This is a genomic window from Mesorhizobium sp. M5C.F.Ca.ET.164.01.1.1, assembly GCF_004792125.1.
Taxonomy (GTDB): Bacteria; Pseudomonadota; Alphaproteobacteria; order Rhizobiales; family Rhizobiaceae; genus Mesorhizobium; species Mesorhizobium wenxiniae.
Genome location: NZ_SRTG01000005.1, coordinates 55,388 through 78,653, shown reverse-complemented (window position 1 = coordinate 78,653; position 23,266 = coordinate 55,388). Strand labels below are relative to the sequence as shown.

At 61.9% G+C, this 23,266-nt stretch carries 19 protein-coding genes; 4 read left to right on the top strand and 15 right to left on the bottom strand.

The window, feature by feature from the left end:
* Positions 1-16: 16 nt before the first annotated feature.
* From EN807_RS24605 to EN807_RS24590, 4 genes are read right to left on the bottom strand one after another with little or no spacing between them, the layout of a single operon-like run.
* Positions 17-994, bottom strand: a complete 978-nt coding sequence (locus tag EN807_RS24605; RefSeq protein WP_127313924.1) for an ABC transporter permease — start codon at positions 992-994, stop codon at positions 17-19.
* Between the two features lie 58 nt (positions 995-1,052).
* On the bottom strand, positions 1,053-2,663 hold the full coding sequence (ggt, locus tag EN807_RS24600) for a gamma-glutamyltransferase (protein ID WP_127313923.1): 1,611 nt from the start codon (positions 2,661-2,663) through the stop codon (positions 1,053-1,055).
* Complete coding sequence (locus EN807_RS24595) at positions 2,660-3,520, bottom strand: alpha/beta hydrolase (RefSeq protein WP_135937022.1); 861 nt, start codon at positions 3,518-3,520, stop codon at positions 2,660-2,662. The genes ggt and EN807_RS24595 overlap by 4 nt, the downstream gene beginning before the upstream one ends.
* A gap of 12 nt (positions 3,521-3,532) precedes the next feature.
* Positions 3,533-5,134 (bottom strand): ABC transporter substrate-binding protein, encoded by a 1,602-nt coding sequence (locus tag EN807_RS24590; protein ID WP_135937021.1) that lies wholly within the window; start codon positions 5,132-5,134, stop codon positions 3,533-3,535.
* A gap of 121 nt (positions 5,135-5,255) precedes the next feature.
* On the opposite strand from EN807_RS24590, the gene EN807_RS24585 reads away from it, so the two are divergent.
* Positions 5,256-6,158, top strand: coding sequence for an IclR family transcriptional regulator (locus tag EN807_RS24585; RefSeq protein WP_135937020.1), 903 nt, complete (start codon positions 5,256-5,258; stop codon positions 6,156-6,158).
* Between the two features lie 14 nt (positions 6,159-6,172).
* On the opposite strand, the gene EN807_RS24580 is transcribed toward EN807_RS24585, so the two are convergent.
* The 11 genes from EN807_RS24580 to EN807_RS24535 all read right to left on the bottom strand — a co-directional run bounded on the left by EN807_RS24580 (position 6,173) and on the right by EN807_RS24535 (position 19,003).
* Complete coding sequence (locus tag EN807_RS24580) at positions 6,173-8,095, bottom strand: adenylate/guanylate cyclase domain-containing protein (protein ID WP_135937019.1); 1,923 nt, start codon at positions 8,093-8,095, stop codon at positions 6,173-6,175.
* 15 nt (positions 8,096-8,110) lie between these two features.
* Positions 8,111-8,938: a FecR domain-containing protein gene (locus EN807_RS24575; RefSeq protein WP_189522571.1), complete on the bottom strand. Its 828-nt coding sequence runs from the start codon at positions 8,936-8,938 to the stop codon at positions 8,111-8,113.
* Positions 8,935-10,209, bottom strand: a complete 1,275-nt coding sequence (locus EN807_RS35705; protein WP_189522570.1) for a tetratricopeptide repeat protein — start codon at positions 10,207-10,209, stop codon at positions 8,935-8,937. The genes EN807_RS24575 and EN807_RS35705 overlap by 4 nt, the downstream gene beginning before the upstream one ends.
* A gap of 365 nt (positions 10,210-10,574) precedes the next feature.
* Positions 10,575-11,762 carry a magnesium transporter gene (locus tag EN807_RS24570; protein ID WP_135937017.1) on the bottom strand — a complete coding sequence of 396 codons (1,188 nt, stop codon included), beginning with the start codon at positions 11,760-11,762 and terminating at the stop codon, positions 10,575-10,577.
* A gap of 347 nt (positions 11,763-12,109) precedes the next feature.
* Positions 12,110-12,922, bottom strand: coding sequence for an SDR family oxidoreductase (locus tag EN807_RS24565; protein ID WP_135937016.1), 813 nt, complete (start codon positions 12,920-12,922; stop codon positions 12,110-12,112).
* Positions 12,919-13,920: a TIM barrel protein gene (locus EN807_RS24560; protein WP_135937163.1), complete on the bottom strand. Its 1,002-nt coding sequence runs from the start codon at positions 13,918-13,920 to the stop codon at positions 12,919-12,921. Before EN807_RS24560 ends, EN807_RS24565 begins: the two co-directional genes overlap by 4 nt.
* A 40-nt stretch (positions 13,921-13,960) precedes the next feature.
* Positions 13,961-14,734, bottom strand: a complete 774-nt coding sequence (locus EN807_RS24555) for an SDR family NAD(P)-dependent oxidoreductase (protein WP_135937015.1) — start codon at positions 14,732-14,734, stop codon at positions 13,961-13,963.
* A gap of 4 nt (positions 14,735-14,738) precedes the next feature.
* Positions 14,739-15,836, bottom strand: a complete 1,098-nt coding sequence (gene ugpC / locus EN807_RS24550) for a sn-glycerol-3-phosphate ABC transporter ATP-binding protein UgpC (RefSeq protein WP_135937014.1) — start codon at positions 15,834-15,836, stop codon at positions 14,739-14,741.
* A gap of 10 nt (positions 15,837-15,846) precedes the next feature.
* On the bottom strand, positions 15,847-16,749 hold the full coding sequence (locus EN807_RS24545) for a carbohydrate ABC transporter permease (protein WP_135937013.1): 903 nt from the start codon (positions 16,747-16,749) through the stop codon (positions 15,847-15,849).
* Positions 16,742-17,677 (bottom strand): sugar ABC transporter permease, encoded by a 936-nt coding sequence (locus tag EN807_RS24540; RefSeq protein ID WP_135937012.1) that lies wholly within the window; start codon positions 17,675-17,677, stop codon positions 16,742-16,744. Before EN807_RS24540 ends, EN807_RS24545 begins: the two co-directional genes overlap by 8 nt.
* 60 nt (positions 17,678-17,737) lie before the next feature.
* Entirely contained in the window at positions 17,738-19,003 is a 1,266-nt protein-coding gene (locus tag EN807_RS24535; RefSeq protein WP_135937011.1) for an ABC transporter substrate-binding protein, read from the bottom strand.
* A gap of 37 nt (positions 19,004-19,040) precedes the next feature.
* On the opposite strand from EN807_RS24535, the gene EN807_RS24530 reads away from it, so the two are divergent.
* The 3 genes from EN807_RS24530 (at position 19,041) to EN807_RS24520 (ending at position 23,210) form a co-directional block, all read left to right on the top strand.
* The gene (locus EN807_RS24530; protein WP_135937010.1) at positions 19,041-20,339 is read left to right on the top strand and encodes an ROK family transcriptional regulator; all 1,299 of its coding nucleotides are present in this window, start codon (positions 19,041-19,043) and stop codon (positions 20,337-20,339) included.
* 124 nt (positions 20,340-20,463) lie between these two features.
* Positions 20,464-21,030 carry a hypothetical protein gene (locus tag EN807_RS24525; RefSeq protein WP_246684325.1) on the top strand — a complete coding sequence of 189 codons (567 nt, stop codon included), beginning with the start codon at positions 20,464-20,466 and terminating at the stop codon, positions 21,028-21,030.
* Positions 21,031-21,128: 98 nt separating this feature from the next.
* Complete coding sequence (locus EN807_RS24520; RefSeq protein ID WP_135937009.1) at positions 21,129-23,210, top strand: sigma-54-dependent Fis family transcriptional regulator; 2,082 nt, start codon at positions 21,129-21,131, stop codon at positions 23,208-23,210.
* Positions 23,211-23,266: the final 56 nt, after the last annotated feature.

The following is a 23,266-nucleotide window of genomic DNA, read 5'->3' as shown; positions in this document are numbered from 1 at the left end:
GGTGTCGACGCTCATCTCACGATCCCTCGCCCTGGAGCCGCACCCGCGGGTCGAGTGCCGTATAGGTCAGGTCGACGACGAGATTGATGATGACGAAGAAGGCGACGATCGCCATCAGGTAAGCTGTGATGATCGGACGGTCCAGCACGTTGATGCTGTCGATGATCAACTTGCCCATGCCCGGCCAGCTGAAGACGCTTTCGGTGACAACCGAGAAGGCGATGATAGAGCCGAATTCCAGGCCGATGATGGTCACCACCGGGATCATGATGTTCTTCGAAACGTGGACGCCGATCACGCGCGTTTCTTTGAGGCCCTTGGCCCGCGCGAACTTGACGAAATCGAGCGGCAGGACTTCGGCGACGCCGGCGCGCGTCAGGCGCAGGATGAGGCAGGCGTCGAACAAGGCGAGGTTCACCGCCGGGAGGATCAGGTGGGCAAGGCCGTCTCTGGTCAGGAACGCCCATTGGACGCCGAACAGTTCGGCGGTCTGGCCGCGCCCACCGCTCGGCAACCAGCCGAGTTGCACGCCGAAAAACATGATCAGCACCAGCCCGACCCAGAAGGTCGGCAGCGAGAAGCCGAGGATGCTGACCGTCATGATGACGCGGCTCAAGATGCCGTCCGGCCGCAGCCCGGCATAAAGCCCAAGCGGCACGCCGACGACGATGGCGATGAGGATGGCAGAGACGGCCAGCTCAAGCGTCGCCGGCAGTCGCTGCAGGATCACCCTGATCGCCGGCTCGTTGTAGACGTAGCTCTCGCCAAGGTCGCCATGCAGCGCCGCCCAGAGGAAGCGGAGATACTGCTGCCAAAGCGGCAGGTCGAGCCCGAGGGCCTGGACGACGCGCGCGCGCTCGATCTGATCGGCGTCGGGCGAGATCAAAATGTCGACGGGGTCGCCGATGACATTGATCGCGATGAAGACGATGACCGTCATGGCGAACATGACCATCACGGCCTGGAGCAGCCGGCGCACGACGGCTGCGGTCATGGCATCGCTCTCCAGCCTGATTGCCGGAAAGGCTCGTCGGTCGTCTGTGCGCGGCACATCACGCCGGCACCGCCATCGCCATGCCGTCGCGCTGCGGATCGGCACCGCCGCGGCAAACTCCGTCTTCGATCTGGATGCCGTGAAGAGCGGCAAAAGCGTAACTTTGCCAGGAGCGCTTCACCTCGTAGCCCTTGCCCTCGATCTCTTCAGTGACATAGCGTGGAATGCGATTGGAGACGTCGATTGTGTTCGACACCGCCACGATCCTCGGGGCGGCCACCGCTTCGGGCATGCTCATTTCGAAATCAATGAGGTTCATCAGGCCCTGCGCCATGGACGGCGCGATATAGCTGCCGCCGGGCGCTCCCATGACGATCACGGGCCGGTCGTCCTTGAAGACGATGGTGGGCGCCGCAGAGCTGGCCCGCCGCTTGCCGGGAGCCAGCGATCCGGCCCTGCCCGGCCTTGGGTCGAAGCGGCTCATCGTTCCGTTGTACATGAAACCCAAGCCATCGGTGATCGCCCCCGACGGACTGCCCAGCGTGTGGGTCAAGGCGACGGCGCTGCCCTCCCGGTCGACCACCGAAATATGAGTCGTCTCGCGCGGCGACCGGTCGTCGACGCGCTCGATCCTGGCGCGCAGCCCAGCCTTGATCTCGGCGGCAAGCCCGCCGCAATAGTCGCGGGACAGCAGCCGCCCGACCGGCACATCAACATAGGCAGGATCGCCGAGGTGGCGGTCCTTGTCGATGGTCATGCGCTTCATCGCCTCTGCCAGCAGGACGATGTGCTCGGCACCGCCATGCTCCATGGCTCCGACATCAAAATGCGCAAGGATGTGGAGCAATTGCAGCATGGATATGCCGCTGGCGGGCGGCGGGCTGGTCGCGATATCGTAGCCGCGATACTCGCCCCAGAGCGGTTGCGCGGTAGAGAGCTCGTAGCACGCCAGATCATCCGTCCCGATGAGGCCTCGGTTGGCGGCCATGTCGGCGGCGATTTCTTCGGCGATCTCGCCCTTGTAGAAAATATCCGGACCGGCCGCCGCGATGCGCTCGAGCGTTTGAGCGAGATCGGTGTTGACGACGACGTCACCTGGCAGCTTCACCGTGCCGTCAGAGCGAAAATAGATTGCGCGCCCCGTGTTGCTGAAGCGCAGCTTGTCAATTGTCCGCACTTCGCCGGTATCGACGCCGTCCTGCGACCAATACCAGTGGACATGCGGGCGGACCATGAAGCCTCGCCTGGCCTGCGTGGCGGCGGGTGCGACGACGTCGGCCCATTCAAAAGTGCCATATCTCGCCAGCGCCTCGGCATAACCCTTGATACTGCCCGGCGTGCAGACGGCGAGGTAGCCGATCTCGCTGATGCCGCCTTCCAGCAGAAAGGCGAAGCCATCGCGAGACTGGCCGACCAGGAGGTCGCTCCACATTTCAGGCGATGCTTTGAGCGGCGCCCTGGCGTAGAATTCAAGCACCTCATGCACGCCGCGTCGCGGCATGTAGACCTGCATCGAGCCAAACCCCCCGATGCCGGCCATTTGAGGGTCGACGACGCCTTGCATGAAAGCGCAGGCGATCGCCGCATCGACGGCGTTGCCGCCGCGTTTGAGCACCAGCGCGCCCGCCTCCACCGCCTCCGGCTGCGGCGCAACGATCATTGCATTCATCTTGAGTCGTTCCGTCGTTCCTTGAGCGCCTGGGCCAGGAAATCCTTGACCGGATCGAGTACCGCGTCGCGTTCGTGGGATACCCCGGGCAACATATCAAAGCGTACGCGCACACCGGCTTCCTCGAACGATCGACACAACGTCCTGAGGCGTTCCGGCCTCGTTTGTCCTGCATCGTTGGCGCCCGGCATCCAATGGGTGCTGCCTTGGACATGCGTGATTTCCCAGGTCTCCAGGTCGGCATCGCCGACGATCATCTGGACCGGCACTTTTGCCAGCGCTGCGGCGTCGAAGGTGATGCCGAACTTCTCCGCCAGGTCGCGAATGCCCACCCACCAGTCCCGCGTGGGATCGAGCAAGGTCACCGAGCCTGGCGCACCGATCGACGCCGCCCAGAGCCTGTCGGGATGGAGGATGGCGAAGCGATGGGTGAAGTGCCCGCCGCCGGAAAATCCGAACATGGCGAAGCGGGTCCAGTCCTGACGGTATTTCGCGACAACTTCCTCGACTATGGCGAGCAGCACCTGATCGTAGCGGATGTCGCCCTCGATCATGTATTTGTATCCGCTGCGGGCGTCGTCGCCGAGAACGCCCATTGGAAACACCGGGCACAAGATGGCGCAGTCGTTCCAGCGTCCGAACTCGGCGAACGCGTCGCGGAAACCTAGGAACGAGGTGCGGCCAGTGCCATGGACGGCCACCAACAGGTCGACTTGGGCGCCTTCCCCAACCGCGGGCGGTACATACAGGCAATAGTGGAAGCGTGGGTCTGATTTGGAAGCAAAGATGGCGGTCGCGCCAAGATCGTATGTAGCGCGACCGCGATCCGCGACGGATCCCGTGGCGATGCTCGTCAAGTCTACAACTCCTCAGACAGTCTTGGCATTTATGGCCAGCGTATACTGGTCGGCCCGCGTCGTGAACTGAAGGTCCTTCCGGGCAGCCACGACGAGGACCTCATGGTGCATCGGAACCAGTGCGACGTCGTTGAAGACGATCTCGCTGAGTTCCGAGAGCATCTTTTCGCGCTTGGCATCGTCCAGCGTCCGCTTCGCCACTGCCAATTTGGCATCGAGATCGGGATTGGAGTAGCGGCCCGAATTGGCGATACCCATACCTGCATCCGGGTTCTGCGTCGCGACCAGCGCTGTCATCGGGTTAGAGGTTTCGCCCGTGTTGACGCCCCAGGAGTCCAGATTGATGCTGAACTCATGGGCATCCGCCTTGTCGGCATAAACCGACCAGGGCATGACCTCGACGCTGACTTCCAGGCCGATGCGGGAGAACATCTGGGCCACGGCCTGAACGATCTTCGAATCGTTGACGATACGATCATTGGGCCCGTGGATCGTCAGTCGGAAGCCGTCGGGGTAGCCAGCCTCGGCGAGCAGGGCCTTGGCTTTTGCAGCGTCGAATGGAACGGGTTTGATAGCAGCCGAGGTGCCCGGGGCGCCGGCAGGCAGAAACTGCGAAGCGACAATGGCATTGCCCTGCATCAAGCGCTCCACAATGGCGCTGCGGTCGATCGCCATGGACAGCGCCTGCCGCACGCGCAGATCCTTCAGCGGGTTGCGGTCGAGCGGCTTGCCGTCCTTGCCAGTGATGAAGGGCGTGACGTCCCGGAACGTGTCCAGGGAGAAGAAGACGACCCGGCTCGAGACGCCGCGAATGATGTGAAAGCGCTCGTCTTTTTCGACGCGAGCAACACCCTCGTAGGGCACCTGTTCAACGAGATCGAGATCGCCGGCGAGCAGGTTGGCAAGCCGCGCGCCGGCATCGGTGACGATGCGGAGTTCGACGTCCGGCAAAGCAGGCTTCGGTCCCCAGTAGTTTGGATTGGCGGAAAGCGCGACACGGTTGCCGGAAACATATTCCTTCAGAACATACGGGCCGGTGCCGATCGCCGCGGTGCCGTTGTTGAACTGATCGCTAGGGGTATCCTTGAACTTGGCGCGGATGATGCGAATGCGACTGAGGGAATTGGGCAGAAGCGGCTCCGGCTGCTTGGTTTCGATGAGAAGCTTGCCGGGTTGGGCCGAGGTGATCGAGTTGATGTTGCGCGTGTAGGTCCGGAACGACGCCGTGCTTTCGATGGTGTTGGCCCGGTCGAATGAGACGACGATGTCGTCTACGGTGAGCGGCTCGCCGTCGCTGAAGCGCACGTCGGGCCGCAGGTCGAACTCCCAATGGGTGTCGTCGACCACGCGCCAGGCCGTCGCGAGCCCCGGTCTGGAGATCGATTTTTCGTCGTTGATGACAAGCGTGTCGTAGATGTGGGTGGCAAGCGCGTTGTTCGGCGCATTGCTCTTCAGATGCGGGTCTAGCGTCGTCGGCGGAGCAGCCATGCCGATCCGCAGCTGGCCATTTGCCGCGGCCTGGGCAAGCCCCGTCCAGCTAATGCCTTGCAAAACAGCGGCACCCCCGAGCGCCCATTGCATCAGCGCACGGCGCGATATTGTCCGGTTCATCATTGGTTCTCTCCGTGTCCACTCTGGATAGTTCCGTCGGAGGAGTTCTTTTCCGCTGCCGCTTGCCATCATCGAGCCCAGCCTAGGATCCGCTGACGGTGCCGGCCTCCTTCCTGACAGCGAGTTGAAACTAAAGCTCCTCCGTTTGTCAATACAGATAAACTGCTGTTTTACTGGACGAGACAAATTTTCTCGTTTAGCCTTAAGCATGAGAGTTTTGGCAAGGAAACGAGAAATGACCGATCAAGCAGACACCCGGTACACAGTCGATTCCGTCGATCGCGCGATCAGCTTGCTGCAGACTGTGGCCGGAGAGGCCGATCTTGGCGTTTCCGAAATCGCGCGGCGTTCCGGCGACAGCAAGGCACGTGCTTTCCGGCTTTTGCAGACGCTGGTGCGACGCGGTCTGCTGGCGCGGTCATCGGATGGAAAAGGCTATCGTCTCGGCCTCGCCGCGCTGATGCTCGGCCACGCCGCCAGCGAACAGATGGACCTGATCCGCATTGCAAATCCTGTTCTGGAAGCACTCGGTCAGGAGATCGGCGAAACCACCCAGCTGCGAATCCGCGATGACCAGGAAAGCCTTTGCGTCGCCAAATGGGAGCCGAAGCGGGACCTTCGCGTCAATGCGATTGTCGGCCGCCGGCGTCCGCTACATGCCGGTTCGAGCAAGGCGTTCCTGGCCCATATGGATGATGAGGAGCGCGAGGCCATTCTTTCCGGCCCGTTGAAGCGATTCACCAAAAAAACTGTGACCGATCCTCGGCTTCTAAGGGTCGGGCTCGAGCAAATCCGCAAGGCGAAGTTTTTCGTCAGTCGCGGCGAAATCAACGACGATCTGATTTCGATCACCGCACCGGTTTTCGTGGCGCCGGGTAAGATAATCGCGGCGCTGAACATCGCGGCGCCGGAAAACCGGGTGCCGGAAGAGCGCATAAGCGAACTGGGCGACATGGTAGCCCGGGCCGCCCATCGTATTTCCGCCGCCCTTGGCTTTCGCTCGCCGGCCAATGAGATAGCGAGTTGAACCGGTGCCAAACGTCACACGACTTCCTTGGCGGATTGTGATGAGGGGTGTATCTCCGGAACGGTGAAAATCGACACCTCGCCCTTGAAGCCTTGGAGTTCAAAGGCGCCTGCCTGCACAACCGGCATCGATGCTCCTTGCGCAAATCCGGGACCAAGCACCAGAGGGATGCTCAGCTTTTTGGTCGTCGACTCGAGCCGTGCCGCGCGGTTCACCGGCGAGCCGATCGCGGTGTAATCGAAGCGCCGTTCGGAGCCGAAATTTCCTACGGAGCAGACGCCAGTCTCGATGGCGACGCCGATTTGGATAGAGGGGTGCCCGCGCGCGGTGAACGCGGCGTTTTCGCGCTTCACCCGTTCGATCAGGGCAAGCCCCGCTTCGAGCGCGCGCTCGCGATGATCTGGCTGGTCAAGCGGAGCATTCCAAAAGGCCAGCACGGCATCGCCCATGAACTTATCGATGGTCCCGTCCCGCTTGAGTATCTCATCGGTCGCAAGGCCGAGGAAGTGATTGACCACCTTTGCGATTTCTTGGGCACCGAGTTGTTCGCTCATCGTCGTGAAGCCGCGTATGTCACTCAGCAGGATCGTGATCTCGCGCTTCTCTCCGGACAGGATCGCTTCGGTATCTGAATTTGCGAGGCGCTGCACCACGGAGGGCGACAGATATTGGGAAAACTGCCTTGCCAGGGTGGACCGGCGCTGCTCGCTGCGCCTGTAGAGGACATAGCCTTCAAAGCCTGCTAGGAGGATCGTCGCAAGCGCCGGCTGTAGTGGGTCATAGAGCTTTCCCTGCAGGCTGTATTCGAGAGCACCGAACCCGAAGGGCGTGACAGCCAGGAGCGCCAGAGCGAGGGCGCCAAGCACGACACGCTGGGCGAGAACTCCCGAAAGTCCGATGAAAACGATGCCACTGAGGACCAACCACAGCCGCTCCAGCGTACGCGCTTGCGGCGGCTCTGCCAGGTAGCGCCCGGCAAGCATCTGGCCGATTGCATCGGCGTGGATGTCCACGCCTGGTCGCGCCGGACGCGTCGGGGTTGGCAGGTACTGCGTCAATCCCACGGCCGACAGGTCGACAATGGCGATGGCGTTCCGCAGCAGCGGATCGCCGCGGCCCGAAAGGATATTAATGGCAGATATGCGCGGCGTATTGGTGTCGGTTTCCCAGAGGCGGATGCTGCCCTGCGGCTCGAGTGGCACAATGGTCCCGGCCATCCTGAGCGCGTCAAACCCGGCGGCATTCATCCGGGCTACGTAGCCGTTCTCTCCGGCGTAGAGGCGCAGGAGTTCGAGCGCGAAGGACGGCCAGAGCTGAACGCCTTGAGCCGTATTTCGGAGCCAGAGCAGCGGCACATGGCGTAGTACGCCGTCAGGATCCGGCAAAGTGCGAATTGCGCCGAGGCCTGCAGCGGCGCTCGAGAAATCCGGAAGCGAGCCTGTCAGACCGGTGAAGCCAGGAAGCGTCTCGGGTACTTGCCCGACGATCGACCAGCCGGCTTTGGGCTCTGCTTCTGAAACCGTCGCCTCGTTGCCCAGGCTGACGGCGAGCGCCGTTCGGTTTTTCGCCAGCGCCGTTGCCAGCCGCTTGTCTCCGGCGATGCCCTCAGGCGAGATGTCAGCCTCGGGCAGCACCAGCGCAAGCCCGATTACCGCGGCACCGGACTCGGCGACACCATCGACCAGATCGGCCAAAAGGCCACGGTTCCAGGGCCATCGCCCATATGCCTTAAGGCTCGCGTCGTCTATCGAGACGATGACAACGGGATTACTCGTCGCCTCGCGAGGGGCGAGGAACTGGTAGAAGTCATACGTACGCTCGCGCAGGCGCGATAGCGGCCCGTCGAAAGCCAGATGGCAAGCGAGCAGCAAGAACACGACCACGAGACCGGATATTTTGCGCCTGGCAGCTTGCCGCCACTCGAACACGGGGCTCATGCCGGTCGGGCGGGTCTACCTGCAGTCTGGATAGCAGCAACCCTCACCCTCACACCCACCGTTATCCGCGCCGCCGCCCACGGGTGGCGTTAGGCTGTCGGGGAACTCCATGACCACTCCTGGCAATGCGCCATCGGTGGACTCGCAGACTTTGAGCGAGCCGCCGAGTGCCGACGCACAAATCGCGCTTACGTCCAATCCAGGACCCGGTGCGCCTGGCAGACCGGTGCCGGCTATCCGGTCGATGCTGTCCAATATCGGGAACGTGTCGATTCCGCCGTAGCCGGTCAGCAGCTTGCCATTTTCCGATGTGCAGGCGTAGCCCGGGTTTGTGATGACCAGCCGTTTGCCATTCATCGTGCAGGTCATGCGGCCGGCGCGCAGTATGCCGACGGTCTGGCCGGCTGCCACCAGCACTTCGATGATGCCGCCTCTGGCCCCGAGCACCATATGCGGCGTCGCAACCTGCATGACGCCGCCTTTCGAAATTTGGCCGCCATAAAAACGGGCCAGGCCGCTGTTCATCCCGACGTCGATCTTTCCCGATCCGGAGCCCGGATTGTAGACGAATTCATCGATCGTCAGGCTGGTGTTCGGACCAATCTTGGCGCTCGATTCGTCCCGGAACACCAACATTCCAAGACCAGTGGGATTGCTGCGCAACTGATCGCCGAGTTCGACGCCGGCACCGACACTCATCTTCCCGCTGTCATTGCGGACGATGTTGGTCTGGTATGCCGTCATCGACCCGACCGTTTCAGCGGCGGAAGGTGTCGCAAAGGCAAGGCAGGCGACAAAAATGGCGATCTGGCGGTACGGGGTCCTCATCGCGGCCTCTTTCAATTGAGCGTCAACGTGTAGCTCATGAGCATTTCGAACGATTTTCGGTCGCGGCTGGCGATGTCGAAGTTGGTTTCGCGATAGGCGAGATCGACGCTGATCTTCTGCGACTCCGTCAGCTGAAAATCGCTTTCCGAGGCAATGCGCCAGAAGTCGCTCCTGATATTTGTGCCGATGCCAACGGACAGATCGGGAGTGTCGCTGTGGCCGGCCGAGAAGGCGACCTGGTGCGACCATGCGAAAAGATCCGGTACGTTCATCAACAGGCCGCCGTAGCGGATCTCGCCCATGTAGCTGTGGCCGATTTCGCCAGATCCGGAGGCGAAGTCATTCGAGCCGACCAGGCGCAATCCGAGCGCCTGGCCCTTGCGGAAGCGGTAGCTGCCGCCTGCCTCATAGAAAACCCTGCTATCGGCGAAAATGCCTTGCGAGGCGCTTAGATCGATGTAGCCGCCGCCTGCAAAAAGCGTCGTCTCGACGGTCGGGCGCACAAGAAAGCGTCCACTGAGGCCGATGCCGGTTTCGTGGATATCGCTGTCGAAACGATCTGTAACGGTAAACGCCGAAAGCAGCAGGCGCAGCGAATCGATCCCACTGTTGGGCAGCCCCTTGTCCCAGGTGATCGCGGCGTTGCCGTGGATGAAAGTCTCCTTGCTACCCGGAACCGACAGGTCTGGCGTGAAGAAACGCTGTGTCGCCGTCAACGACCCTGAAAGAACGAGAGCGTCGGCACTTGGCGTGCCGAGGTCCCATCGCACAAAGCCTTCCGCCCGCCCATAGGGCGAGACGAAGCTGTCGTCGTCCTGCGCCCCGCCGGGCTCAAAATCGGTGAATGCGCTGAACACGCCGCCGGTCAGGGCGAGTTCCCAGGTGACGCCACGCAACGCGCGCTCGATGCGGGCAAGCAGGCGAACAGCTTCCTGCTGCTCACTTGCCGACAGGCCGCCGACTTCGATGCCGTACTGCACCTGCCGCCGGGCCAATTCATAGGAGCCGACATGATAGTACAACCGGCTGGCCGCAAGCCGGGCGCGGGCATCGCGGGGATATTTGATCAGATACTGCTCGATTGAGGAGATCGCCTGATCGTACTGCCCGGCGTTGACGGCAACCGTGACGAACTGGGCGAGCGTTCCGTTGTCGGCCGGACTGGCGATGCGGGCTGAAAAAGCATCGTCATAGGCCGAAAAAAGACCCTGCGCGCCGGCCGGCAATAAGCCGCTATAGAGTAGCGCCGCGGCGCAGCCGACGATAGTTCGAAACGAAGATTGCATGCCGAGAACCACCCCAAACCCGACCAGTGCGAAGGACTTAGCACGACCACAAGAAAAAAGGCGACTGAACTTTGACGAAATCGTCCGAGTTTTCAACAGCTGTTGCAGCCGCGCAACAAACCATCTGTTTATTCGTGCTTCGGCTACGCCGGTTGGCCAAATATATTCTCAGCGTTGCTGCACTTCGAGCAAGTATTCGCTACAAATGGCAACTAAGCCAAATCATAATCAGCCGTGGATTGCGCAGCCGACAAGATCAATATTGTTTGAGCGATTCTGCACGGATCTGGTCGCCGCATGACGCTTCAGGGTCCAGAAATCCCGCCAACGCCATCTTGATGTCGGCACGCGTCCGCGGACGCGACCTAAAGCACGAGCATGGTGGCCAGCCCCAGCATCAGGCCCATGCCTACGATATCGGTCACGGTGGTTAGGAAGATCGCCGAAGCTACGGCCGGATCGGCGCCGACACGCCGCAGGCCCAACGGGATCAGCACGCCGGAGATTCCGGACATGAGGCACGATCCGGACATCGCGAGCAGGATCACAAGCGCCAGCATGGGCGCCTGGGATGCCGACTCCGGTTGCCGCGACGCGTAGAACCACATGGCCGCAGCCGCCACCAGACCGACGAGCAAGCCGTTGGCGATCCCGAGCGCTCCCTCCCTCAGCACCAGGTGCAGCTTCGGTCGTTTGTCCACATCCCCTAAGGCGAGGCCACGCAGCGTAATAGCCAGCGCCTGGCAGCCGGTGTTTCCGCTCTGTCCGGCCAAAACCGGGAGGAACGCCGCCAAGGCGACGATCTTCTCGATCGTGCCTGTGAACGAGCCGACCACGAAAGCGGCTATGAAGGCCGTCAGCAGGTTGAGCTGCAGCCACGGATGACGTTTCAAGAAGGCTGAAAACAGCGGCGTGAAAGAACGCTCCTCCTTCTGGACACCCACCATCTGGCCAGGCTGGGCAGAAATCTCGATGATTTGCTGCTCGAACAGCCGCCAGCCGCGAACCTGCCCGAGCAGCCGGTTCTCCGCGTCCACCACGGGATAGACAGGGTAGTGACGGCGTACCGCCGCCTTGCAGGCTTCGCTCAAAGGCATATCGACGTGAAGGGCGAACGGTTTCGGCAGCATAATCTGATCCACCGTCGCGTCGGCCTCGCTCAGCATCAGATCGCGCAAGACCACCAGGCCAACCAGTTTATCGCCCTCGTCCGTTATGTAGAGGTAAGTCAACTCGGTCGGCACCTGCGCGCGCCTGACGGCCTCGACCGCGGCGGCTACCGTCGTCCCGACAGCGACGCTGGCGGGGATCGGGTCCATCAGCTCGACGATGGCCTCGGGGATCGCGAGATCCTTTCCGTCGGCATGAGATTTGATGGGCCTCCTTTGCGATGGCAAATACTCCGCCACCTTCCGGGCGTGCCTATCCGGTAACAACTTTAGTGCATCGCGGATGAACTCGGGAGACTCTCGGGCTAGCAATTCAGCCGCGTCGTCAGGTGCTCGAGCACGCAGCGTGCGCACCAACTTCTCAACGTCGTTCTCTTGCCTCATCTGTTCCCCCAATCTTCAATGTTGCGCCCCTGAGCTTATAGACGGGACCGGCTCGCTCTGCCCAGGCGCACGGTGGCCCAAGCGCCTCGATCCGGAAATCTTCGCCTTCTCAGGGGCGCCGAGTAGACCGACCCAGACAAATCCGAGCCATTGCGTGGGTGCATACAGGCGGGCTGTAACGTCAGCGTGTCGCCAAGAGAATTGTCGTGTTGCCGAAATTCACCGTCGGTTCCTGGGCTCCGCGAGCACGTCGCAACCCAGCGGCGAAGTAAGGTCGGCAATGGGCCCGTGGCCCTGCTCATTGGGGTGCGCTCAGCCCGACAGTTCGCGGTGTGAGCGGCCGCGCTTTAACCTGGGAAGATGGTAAAACCGCCATCGACGCGAATGACCTGTCCATTGATGAAGCGCGCGCGCGGACCGGCGAGGAAGGCGACGGCTTCGGCGATCTCTTCCGGCTCGGCATATCGGTTCAGCGATTTCTTGCTCGAGTCCATACGCTCCGGATCGACGACGCGGCTCGCCTGGAAGCGTGCCGTCTTGGTGGCGCCGGGGCTCACCGCATTGATGCGCACGCCATCGTCGATCAATTCCTTGGCGAGGCAGCGCGTATAATGGACGACGGCAGCCTTAAGCGTGGAGTAGACCACCTCCGGCGAGCATCCGATATGCGCTGCCGCCGAGGCAATGTTGATCACCGAGCCTGAGCCGCGCTTTACCATAGGCGGAATGAACGCCTGGCAGACCAGCATCGTACCGATAAGATTGTTCTCGGTCAGAATCTTGATGTCATCATAGTCGATGTCGAGCGCGTTGTTGGGACTGGGCTTTACCCCCTTGGCGCCGATATCGCCGCCGGCGCAGTTGACCAGAACATGCACATCGCCGAGGTCCGCCTCGATCTTCCTCTTCATTTCGGCGACGGCTTGCCTGTCGCCGATGTTGCCGGTGACCGCGGTCACCCGTGTCCCATGCTTTTCCAAACCCCTGGCGGATTCGCCGAGGTCTGCGAATTCGCCATATTGGGATGGCCGGGTCCAATCGAGATCGTGAATCGCGACGTTTGCGCCAAGTTCGGCCAAGCGTTCGGCCATCACACGGCCGAGGCCGCGTCCCGAGCCAGTCACGAAGGCAGTCAGGCCGCTGAGTTCTCGGGCAGTCATGCTGATTTCTCCATTGCAATGAAATCGAACTTCTTCATGTTGGCGGCGCTGCGCCGGATCATGTCGAGCTCATACGAAACGAGCGCGCCGTCATCGTCGCGCTCCCATGGCGTCCGGTAGTCGGCGTCGTCCGCAAGGCGGTTCACGCGCGCAGCACTCAGGCAGGCCGCGAACTCGCGCGCGGTCTTCGGCGCATATCCGTTCCACCAGTCGTCGGTGAGACAGCGAACGTGACGGGCCTCCAGCGCGCCTGGCTCAAGCACGGCCGTCAGCGTATCATGGTGCTCAGCGAGGATGGCTGCCAGTTCGGCGAATGGCACGGCGCCATCGCCGATCGCGCAGCGGACCAGACGGTAGCCCTCATCCGTGAACTGCACGCGATAATCCTTGAGGTGAACGTGGCGGACATGCGGCGCGATCCGCCGGGTGAAGGAAAGCGGTGCCTCGCCGACAGGGAACGCGTTGCCTGAATCGTAGGTGATGCCGACACCCGGCCCGCCGAGTTCGCAGAACGCGACCAGTTCGTCGCTGCCGAAATCCTGATGGTTCTCGATGCCGAGCACCCTGCCCTCAGCAGCCGCACGCGGTCCCCATTCCGTCAAGGCAGCGCGGATCGTCGCGTTGAACTCGCCCCATTTCCCGCCCCAGACGTTGCGGTCGCCGCACAGGACTGGGGTCAGTGCGATACGGATCGTTGTCGCCTCGAGCAGGCGCGCAGCCCGAAATGCGTTATCCAACGGGCCTGCCACGAGAAGTCCGCCACTTACCACCGGGACGATGTCTAGCGCGGTCAGACGCCTGCGCAGGTCGACGACCTCGGCGTCCGGCAAATCGGTCAACCACGGTTCGTAGATCTCGAGCGTGCGTGCGCCGAGTTCCTGCGCGAGCGCTATGAAGCCTTCCAGCCCCGCCCCATCCGGATTGTGCCGCGGCGTACCGCGGCCCTGCAGGCCGAGATGGTAGGTCAGTCCGTAAGGGTTGAGGCCGAGACGAAGCATCAATTTGGTAGTCCCTTTGAAAGATGTGGAAACGATCGCATCAGCGCAGACCGGCATCGACGGTGATGGACTGTTTCGTGATCATGCGGCTGTCATCGGCGGCCAGGAAGAGCACGGTCCGTGCAATCTCCTCGCCCAGCAGGACGCGGCGGATCAATTGTCGCTGCACCGTCTGGTCGATTGCGTCCTGCGTTTTGAACCACAGCTCGCGCTGCCGCTCGGTGATAACAGCGCCGGGTTCGACTGCATTGACGCGGATGTTGTCGGATCCGAACGACCGCGCCAGCGCGCGCGTCAGCGCCACCACAGCGCCCTTGGCGGTGGCATAAGCCACCATCTGGTCCGCGCCGAAACGCCAGGCGATGGAAGAGAAGTTTATGATCGAGCCGAAGCCGAGTTCCTTCATATGCGGATGCACCGCCTGCGCGGCGAAGAACTGATGCCGGAGATTGACGTCGAAGCTGCGATCCCAATATTCGGCTGTCACCACGTCAACCGCATGGCGCTGATCATCAGCAGCGTTGTTTACCAGAACGGCGACCGGACCAAGCCGCGCGCGCACGCCTTCGACCGACGCCTGCAGCGCAGCGACGTCGGTCACGTCGCAGTGCAGGTAGAACGGGGCCTGCTTGGCGGTATCACCGAGCTCGCGCACCAACGCCACCGCGGGTTCATCCTGCACATCGAGAAAGCCCACGCGGGCGCCATTCGCCACGAAAGCACGGACCATATCGGCCCCGATCCCGGAGGCGCCGCCGGAGATCAGCACGACGCGATCGGTCAAGCTCGGATAAGTCGCGAATTGTTTGGACATCAGATCACAGAAGCGCCTTGGTTGTTGGATCGAACAGACAGGCGCGCGACATGTCGATGCCGAGCGTTATCGTCTCGCCCATGATGGGAGCGTCATCCGGCTCGAAACGGCCAGTGATCTCCAGGTCGCCTAGCCTGAGGACGGCAAGTGTCTCGGCCCCGGTCGGTTCGACCAGTTCGACCGGCGCCTGCATGGACTCGACAGCCGGTTTGCGCGACTTCAAGTCCGTCGTGAAGCGGTAGATATGTTCGGGCCGAACACCGAGCACCACATCCTTTGGCGCACCGGCGGGCAGCGGAGCGGCAAGGGCAAGAGTGGCGTCACTGCCGTCAGCGGCGCGCACCGCGATGCTGGTTGAGCCGGAAAGCCGGGCGGGGATGAAATTCATCGCCGGCGATCCCATGAAACCGGCTACGAACATGTTGGTCGGCCGGTCATAGATCCGCTTCGGCGTGTCGAACTGCTGCACCGAGCCCTGGTTCATCACCGCTATGCGGGACGCGAGCGTCATCGCCTCAACCTGATCGTGGGTGACGTACACCGTCGTCTTGCCGACGCGGTGGTGAAGCTTCTTGATTTCGGTGCGCATGTCCACGCGCAGCTTGGCGTCGAGATTGGACAGAGGCTCATCGAACAAAAACAGCTTCGGGTCGCGTACCAGGGCGCGCCCCATCGCAACGCGCTGCCGCTGGCCACCCGACAATTGCCCGGGCTTGCGGTTGAGCAACTGCTCGATCTGCAGGAGTGCGGCAACCCGCTTTACCGCTTCTGCCTGCTCCGCTTTGGGCACGCCTCGGCTTTCCATGCCGAAGGTGATGTTCTGGCGCACCGTCATGGTGGGATAGAGGGCGTATGACTGGAACACCATCGCTATGTCGCGGTCCTTGGGCTGCACGGAGTTCACCAGCCGGTCGCCAATCCAGATCTCACCCGACGTGACGGTTTCCAGGCCGGCGATCATGGCGAGCAAGGTTGACTTGCCGCAGCCGGAGGGACCGACGAGGGCGATGAATTCCCCGGTCCGCGCCTCGAGATTGATGCCGGCCAGAATCTCGAGGCCGCCATAGCTCTTGTGAAGGTCGCGGATCATCAGCGCGGACATGGGCGATGCCTCATTTGATGGCGCCCTGCGTCAGGCCGCGCACGAAGTATTTTCCACCGAACAGGTAGATCAGCAACGGCGGCAGCGCGCCGATCAGCACGGCTGCGCTCATCACATCGTAAGCACGGGCGGTCGTGCCGCCGGCAGTGAGCGCGACCAATGCCGCCGTAATCGGCTGCTGCTGGCCGGAGGTGAAGACGACCCCGAACAGATACTCGTTCCAGATGCCCGTGAATTGCCAGATGACGGTGACGATCAAAATCGGCGGCGACAGGGGCAGGATGATCTTGCGGAAAATCCGCCAGAAGCCGGCGCCGTCGATGCGTGCCGCCTTGATGAGGTCGTCCGGTATGCTGACGTAGAAATTGCGGCAGAACAGGGTAGTGAACGAAATGCCCTGGACGACGTGAATCAAGACCAGCCCGTATGTCGAATTGGTTAGGCCGAGTTTGCCGAGCAGGAACGCCCACGGCATCAGCGAGATCTGGCCCGGCATGAAGACGCCGAGCAGCATCAGATTGAACAGAATTTCCGAGCCCTTGAAGCGCCATTTCGACAGCACATAGCCGTTCATGGCGCCGAGAAGCGTGGAGATGACCGTCGCGGGGATCGTCATCCAGAGCGAGTTGAAGAAATTGCGCTTCATGCCTTCACAGGTGCCGCTGACGCAGTAAGTACCCCAAGCCTCCACCCACGCGTCGAGGCGGAAGCTGCGCGGCAGCGAGATGAGGCCGTTGCGGGCAATCTCCGACTGCTCCCGCAACGAGTTGAAGACCACGACCAGCAGCGGTGCCAGGTAGATGACAGCGAAAAGCGTCAGCACCGCATAGGTAAGAAAGCGGTTCCAGAAATATCGCCGCGTAGCCGCCGCCGCTTCGGGATCATGCCGGGGGTTGGGGGCAATTTCAGCCATTGCGGCCCTCCGCCCGCCTGCGCCAAACGATCCACAAGGAATAGGGCACCAGCACTACCGCAAGGGCGGCGAGCATCATGATCGCAGCAGCGGCACCCTCGCCGATCTGCCCGCGCTGGAACATCAGGTCGTAGACGTAGATCGCCGGGAATGTAGTGGACACACCTGGCCCGCCCCGCGTCAACGCCGCCACCAAGTCGAACGTCTTGATGGCGAACTGGATCTGAATGACCGCCACCGCCAGAAAAATCGGGGCGATCGTCGGCAGGATGACCTTCCGATAGGTTCGGGAAACCGACGCACCGTCGATCTGGGCTGCTTTGACGAGATCCGGATCGACCGACCGCAGGCCAGCCAGGAAAAGCGCCATTGCGAAGCCGGACGACTGCCAGATACCGGTTATGATCACTGCATAGATCGCGGTGTTGCGGTTGGCCGTCAGGGCGAAGCTGAAGTCGGTCCAGCCGAGCCCCCGCACGAAGGCTTGGATGCCGTCGACGGGATTGTATAGCCAGCTCCACACCGTACCGGTGACGATGAAGGACACCGCCAGCGGGTAGAGGAAGATGGTACGCCAAACCGCCTCGCCGCGAACGCGCTGGTCGATCAGGATCGCGAGAAGCAGTCCGATGGCCATCGAGCCGACAATATAGAAGCCGCTGAACAGGAAGAGGTTGGTATAGGCGATGTTCCAGCGCCGGTTCGCCCAGAGCGAAGCATAATTGTCCAGACCGACGAACCCATAGGTCGGCATCAGCGACGAATTGGAGAGCGAGAGATACAGCGTCCAAATCGTGAAGACGAAGACGTAGATGAAACTCGCCGCAAGCGATGGCGCTAGCACCAGAATGGGCACCGTCGTGCCCAGGCGCTCCCGCCACGGGGTTGCGGGAGACGCAATCGGTACAGTCAGGTCATGTGTGGACATCGGCTGCTCCGGCGAAGTCAGGCCGGGAGCGCCGGCGCCCGGCCATCATCGGCAGCTTCTTCACATCTGCGCTTCGGCCGCATCAGCCATGGCACTAGCTGCGTCCTGCGCGGTCATATCCGGCGTCGCGACGAATTCAGTGACGGTATCCATGATCGCACCGCGCACCTTCTGCGGGATCGTCATGTTATGCGCCATCGAACGGACAAGCGTGCCGCCATCGATCGACGCTTGCAGGTCCTTCTGGGAGAGTTGCTGGCAGGGGTTGAAGCCGTTCGAAAGATCGACGTCGAGACGAGCCGGGATCGAGCCCTTGGTCTGATTGAAAATCGTCTGGAACTCGGGCGACAGGATGGTGCTGGCGAGCAGTTTCTGCCCCTCGACATAGTCCGGATCCTTCTGCTGGAAGAACACGACCGAGTCGGAATTCAGGATGAAGCCCGGCTTGCCCCAATCAGTCGGCGCCTGGGCGCAGACATAGTCGGTGCCCTCCTTGAAGCCGCCGGCCGTGAGCAGGCCGAGCGTCCAGTCGCCCATGATGTGAAAAGCGGCCTCGCCGCGGCCGACCAGATGCGACATGGTATCCCAGTCGCGCCCGTTCATGCCGGGGTCCATATATTTCGTCGTCATCGTGCGGAACTGTTCGAAGGCCTTGACCATGCCGTCGCTGCGCATTGCCTCGACGTCACCCTCGACGAAGGCCTTCTTGAAGAGATCGAGATCCATTCCGTAGACCACGACCTCGAAGACCGTCGAATCGGTCCAGTCGGCGGTCGAGTGCGAGATGCAGATTTTGCCTGACGCCACGATCTTGTCGCAGGCGGCATTGAAGTCTGTCCATGTCTTCGGCACTTCGGCGACGCCTGCTTCCTGCATGACCTTCGGCGATGCCCACAGCCAGTTGATGCGATGGATGTTCATCGGCGCCGCTACCCAGCTGCCGGTCGGCTTCATCACCGGCAGCAATTCGGGAGCGACGACCTTCTCCCAATTTTCCGCTGTCGCCAGTTCGTCGAGATTGGCTGTCATGCCGGTCTCGTTCCATTCGGCGATCTCGGGTCCCTTGAGCTGCACCGCGGGGGGTGCATTGCCGGCGATCACGTCGGCGCGCAGTTTCGCCAGCGTGTTGGCCGTGTGGCCCGCGATGGAGGTCTGCTGCCAGGTGCCACCCTTGGCGTTAAACATCTCGCCGAGCTTGGCGATAGCCTGGGCGTCCGATCCGGTCGCCCATTGATGCAACAGGTTGGTCTTGGGCTCTGCGAACGCGGCTCCCGCAACAAAGGTGTACGCCGTAGCGGCCGCAACGGCCGTCCTCAGGTATTCCATCGTTTCACTCCCATGATGTACGGTTCGTATCGACCGCTTGTGGACGCAATTTGAGCTCGTCGCAGACGGAAATGCAGTGATCTCCGTACTTTCCAAGATGACATATTTGAGCTATCAGTCAACGTCCTTTGTGCTCATCATGAACAAACCTTCGCTTAGAAATTGGCTGATCGACAGACCCTCCGCATCACCGGAGAGCCTGATCGTTCTATGTCTACGTGAGCGCGGCGTGCTTTCTGCGTCGCAAATTACCCGCATCACCGGTTTGGCGCGGTCGACGGTTTCGACCGCCCTCAATGGCTTGAGAAAGTCCGGAATGGTGATCGAATCCTCGACCCACCATGACGGGATCAGGGGTATCGGCAGGCCTGCGGCAACATTGACGCTCAATCCCGCTGCGGGCACCTGCGTCGGAATCCACCTAGGCCTCGATGAGATGCGGTGCGTCGTCGCTGACGTCTCGCATTCTGTCATTACCGAACAAACTATCCCGATGGGTCTGGACTACCAGCCGCAACAGGCGGCCCAACTCGCCAAGTCAGCAATTGCCCAATGCTACGAAGAGAACGGTCTGCCGATGGCGGGGCTCCTAGGGGTTGGGGTTTCCGTCTCGGGCCCTGTCAGCCGCGAAGGAGTGGTGCAGCGTGCGAGTATTGTTCCGACCTGGGCCGGGGTCAACATCCGCGATGTGTTCGGGCCGGTTCTCGAACAGCCGATTTTCGCCGATAACGAGAGCAACTGCTCGGCCATTGCGGAGCTGATGTGGGGCGCGGCCGTCGGCCAAGATGATTTCGTGCTGTTCAAGATCGATCTGGGCGTCGGCGGAGCCATTGTCCAGCATGGCCGGCTGGTGACTGGCATCGCCGGCGGCGCCGGTGAATTCGGGCACATCAGCGTCGATCCCAGCGGCGATCTTTGCCGGTGCGGCAATCGCGGATGCCTCGAGCTTTATGCGAGCTTTGCCCGGCCGCTCGAGCAGATTTCGCGCATCGTGCGGCGGCCGGTCACGATGGACGAGGTGATCATGATGGCTGAACAGGGCGACGTCGGGGCGCTGCGGATGATCGAGGACACCGCCGACTTCGCCGGCCGTGGTCTTGGTCTGATCGGCTCGGTGATCAATCCGCCACTCATCATCATCGGTGGCCGCATGGCTTTGGCGGGCGATATTCTCCTGGCACCGCTGATCGCGTCATACGAACGCCACACGCTCATCAAGTCCCGCGATGTCGCGCCCGCCCTGCGCACGCGGATAATTGTTGGCAAGCACACGGAGAACGACGCATTGCTCGGCGCAGTCGGCCTCGTGCTGCGACACAACAGCCGACTGCAATGATCTGGCCTTGCTCGCCGAATAGCGCCGACCGATTGCCCCTTACTCCCACTCGATTTGACCGAGTACCGGAACCCCGTGTAGCAGCCGCCTGCTACCAGCGACCCGAATTTTGGCGCTATGTGATATGATTGGCGAACTTCACGGAGGCGGTGTAGAGTTCACCTCAAAACAAGATGAGCCGTACGAACGGCAACGCCGAGCGAATCTGGGAGGATTCATGGTCGAGATTATCTCCAAGCGGGATGGCCCGCGGCGCGAGGACGTGCAAGTCAAAAGACTGATCGAGCAGAACCGCTCGACTATCGTTCGCCTTGCCGACCAGATCAGCGGCGGCGGCTACTCGGCATCGAGGAAGCCACGCCAGCAACCGAAGGCGGAAGGTCTGATCATCCATGTTGGCGGCAGTGCCGCGCATGTGGCTGAAGCCAAACCGTCCATCCATGTCACCATGAACGGTCGCGTGATCTCGAAGGATCAGAACACGGGCCGCCAACTTCATCACATCGGCGATATCCGCAACCGGGGCGGCGACCAGACCTTCGTCCTGGCGACCAAGCAGAATGGCTTCTTCTCGCCGGTCGACGAAATCATCGCAGAAGCGCTTGCGGACCTGGACGGGTCCCGCCTCGCCTCCACCTATACCGAAGAACAGCTTGCCGCCGACATCGGCGCGAAACTCGGCATCAACTGACAGCAGACTTTGGGACGTGTGGGCGTCCAATCCGCGATAGCATTTCGAACATGACCACATACAGCGATAGCATGCCTCAAAGGTTCTGCGATGAGTGAATGAAACGCGAGATAGCCCCCAATCATATGAAGATCGATGCCCTTCCGGCGCGTACGTCGCTGGCCACCGGCCAGATGGCTCTGAGCAACATCGACTATGACGAGCGTGCCACCATGCGCGCCTGGGAAAGTTTTCTGGCCGACGACCCCAAATGTGCCCGCGATCCAGTTCACCCCAGCCACGTTCGCTCCCTCATTCACGATTCATGGCATCGCAGCGCCACCGGCGGCATCAACGCTCAAGGGATTGAAGCGCCGCTGAGCAGTGATCGCGACGAGATCGAATATCTGACCCGGGCCAATGCAGAACTGCTTTCGGCGGCGCGGCGATCGTTCGCCTCGCTTGGCCAGCTGCTGGACGGGACAGGCGCGATGCTGGTTCTGGCCGACAGCGACGGCGTGCTGATCGACGCCATTGGCGACAAGAAGACGTTGCATGACGGCATGGATATCCATCTCGCCATCGGCGGCAAATGGAACGAGGATGCAGTCGGAACCAACGGCATCGGTACGGCGCTGTGGACGGGTGAGCCGACCTTCGTCCATGCGGCCGAGCACTTCTGCGCCGGCATCAAGTCCTGGACCTGCGCCGGAGCGCCGATCCGCGATCCGCTGGACGGCAAGATCATCGGTGTCGTTGATTTGTCAGGCTATTCGCCAATCTTCCGGCCGCACAACACGGCACTCGTCGCCGCCACAGCCCGGCAGATCGAAAAGGCATTAGCCGAACAGCAGCAGGAACAGCGCACGCGCCTGCTCGAAGCCTTCATTTCGTCGGCTCCCAGCTACCGCCGAAAAGACGGGCTGGTAATCGTCGACCATCGCGGCCGCGCCATCTTCTGCAACAACGTGCCTGACGGCGAAACCACCGAGATGATGGATGGCCCGATGGAGCCAGGCCGTGGCCGCTGGCTGATGAACCTTCCGTCCTCCGGCTCCGACGCCGACCTTATCAGGGCGCTGCCGGCCCATCTGAGATCCTGCCACATCACGCCGCTCAAGCTCGACGGCGATCTCCGCGGCGCGGCACTGGTGTTCCCCTCCGTGCCGGCAGTCTCCAGCGCGGCAGTGGTCCACCGGGAAGTGAACAAGCATCTTCAGGATGCTGTCGCCATGATCGTCGGCGAAAGCGAAGCGCTGCAGGCTGCCATCGACGTCGCCTGCCGCGTCGCTCGGTCGGGCAGCGTAACATCGCTGTTGGTCGAAGGTGAAACAGGGGTCGGGAAGGAGCTGTTTGCGCGGCTTGTCCATGCCGGGAGCCGGCGCACGGCGAACGATCCGTTCATCGCGATGAATTGCGGGGCGATCACCAGGGACCTGTTTGGAAGCGAATTGTTCGGCCATGTCGCCGGCGCCTTTACCGGCGCCTCGCGTGAAGGCAAGCCGGGCGTTTTCGAGCTCGCCAATGGCGGAGTCCTAAGTCTTGACGAGATCGGCGAATTGCCACTCGAAATCCAGCCATTTCTGCTGCGTGTCCTGGAAGAGCGCGTGGTCCATCGCATTGGCGACAGCCGGGGTCGCCCGGTGGATGTGCGCCTGGTCGCCTCGACCAATCGCGATCTCAAGCAGGAAATTGCCGCAGGCCGCTTCCGCCGCGATCTCTACTATCGAATTGGCGCAGTCTCGATCACTGTTCCACCGCTGCGCGAGCGCGGCGAAGATGTGCTGCTGCTGATTGAACATTTCAACCGGCAGATCGCCACCGCAGCGGGCGAGGACCCGCTGGAATTCTCGCGCGAAGCACTCGATGCCCTGCTCGCCTATGGTTGGCCGGGCAATGTACGCGAACTGAAGAACCTCATCGGGCGGCTGCATGTCCTGACGCGCGGCCGCGATGTCAGGCTCCGCGACCTTCCTGAGGAGATCACCGCGTCCGGCTCTGGATCGGAAGCCGGGTCGGACAGCAGTGCATCCGCGCATGAATTGGGAGGCACGCTCGTCGAGGCCGAACGCCAGGCAATGAAGAACGCCTTGGCGGCGGAAGGCGGCAACCTCAGCCGTGTCGCGCTACGGCTCGGCATCTCCCGGCCAACGCTCTACCGCAAGCTCGACCAATACGGCATCCGGCGCGGTTTCATCTAGGGTCAGAGCCACCGGCACGAAAAAAGCCCGCGGCATTCGCGCCGCGGGGTTGGGAA

Excerpts from the sequence above, each read along its gene's own strand:
- EN807_RS24605 (WP_127313924.1), bottom strand. The coding sequence starts at position 994 with ATGACCGCAGCCGTCGTGCGCCGGCTGCTCCAGGCCGTGATGGTCATG.
- ggt (WP_127313923.1), bottom strand. The coding sequence starts at position 2,663 with ATGAATGCAATGATCGTTGCGCCGCAGCCGGAGGCGGTGGAGGCGGGC.
- EN807_RS24590 (WP_135937021.1), bottom strand. The coding sequence starts at position 5,134 with ATGATGAACCGGACAATATCGCGCCGTGCGCTGATGCAATGGGCGCTC.
- EN807_RS24580 (WP_135937019.1), bottom strand. The coding sequence starts at position 8,095 with ATGAGCCCCGTGTTCGAGTGGCGGCAAGCTGCCAGGCGCAAAATATCC.
- EN807_RS35705 (WP_189522570.1), bottom strand. The coding sequence starts at position 10,209 with ATGCAATCTTCGTTTCGAACTATCGTCGGCTGCGCCGCGGCGCTACTC.
- EN807_RS24570 (WP_135937017.1), bottom strand. The coding sequence starts at position 11,762 with ATGAGGCAAGAGAACGACGTTGAGAAGTTGGTGCGCACGCTGCGTGCT.
- EN807_RS24565 (WP_135937016.1), bottom strand. The coding sequence starts at position 12,922 with ATGACTGCCCGAGAACTCAGCGGCCTGACTGCCTTCGTGACTGGCTCG.
- EN807_RS24560 (WP_135937163.1), bottom strand. The coding sequence starts at position 13,920 with ATGCTTCGTCTCGGCCTCAACCCTTACGGACTGACCTACCATCTCGGC.
- EN807_RS24555 (WP_135937015.1), bottom strand. The coding sequence starts at position 14,734 with ATGTCCAAACAATTCGCGACTTATCCGAGCTTGACCGATCGCGTCGTG.
- ugpC (WP_135937014.1), bottom strand. The coding sequence starts at position 15,836 with ATGTCCGCGCTGATGATCCGCGACCTTCACAAGAGCTATGGCGGCCTC.
- EN807_RS24545 (WP_135937013.1), bottom strand. The coding sequence starts at position 16,749 with ATGGCTGAAATTGCCCCCAACCCCCGGCATGATCCCGAAGCGGCGGCG.
- EN807_RS24540 (WP_135937012.1), bottom strand. The coding sequence starts at position 17,677 with ATGTCCACACATGACCTGACTGTACCGATTGCGTCTCCCGCAACCCCG.
- EN807_RS24535 (WP_135937011.1), bottom strand. The coding sequence starts at position 19,003 with ATGGAATACCTGAGGACGGCCGTTGCGGCCGCTACGGCGTACACCTTT.
- EN807_RS24525 (WP_246684325.1), top strand. The coding sequence starts at position 20,464 with ATGATTGGCGAACTTCACGGAGGCGGTGTAGAGTTCACCTCAAAACAA.
- EN807_RS24520 (WP_135937009.1), top strand. The coding sequence starts at position 21,129 with ATGAAACGCGAGATAGCCCCCAATCATATGAAGATCGATGCCCTTCCG.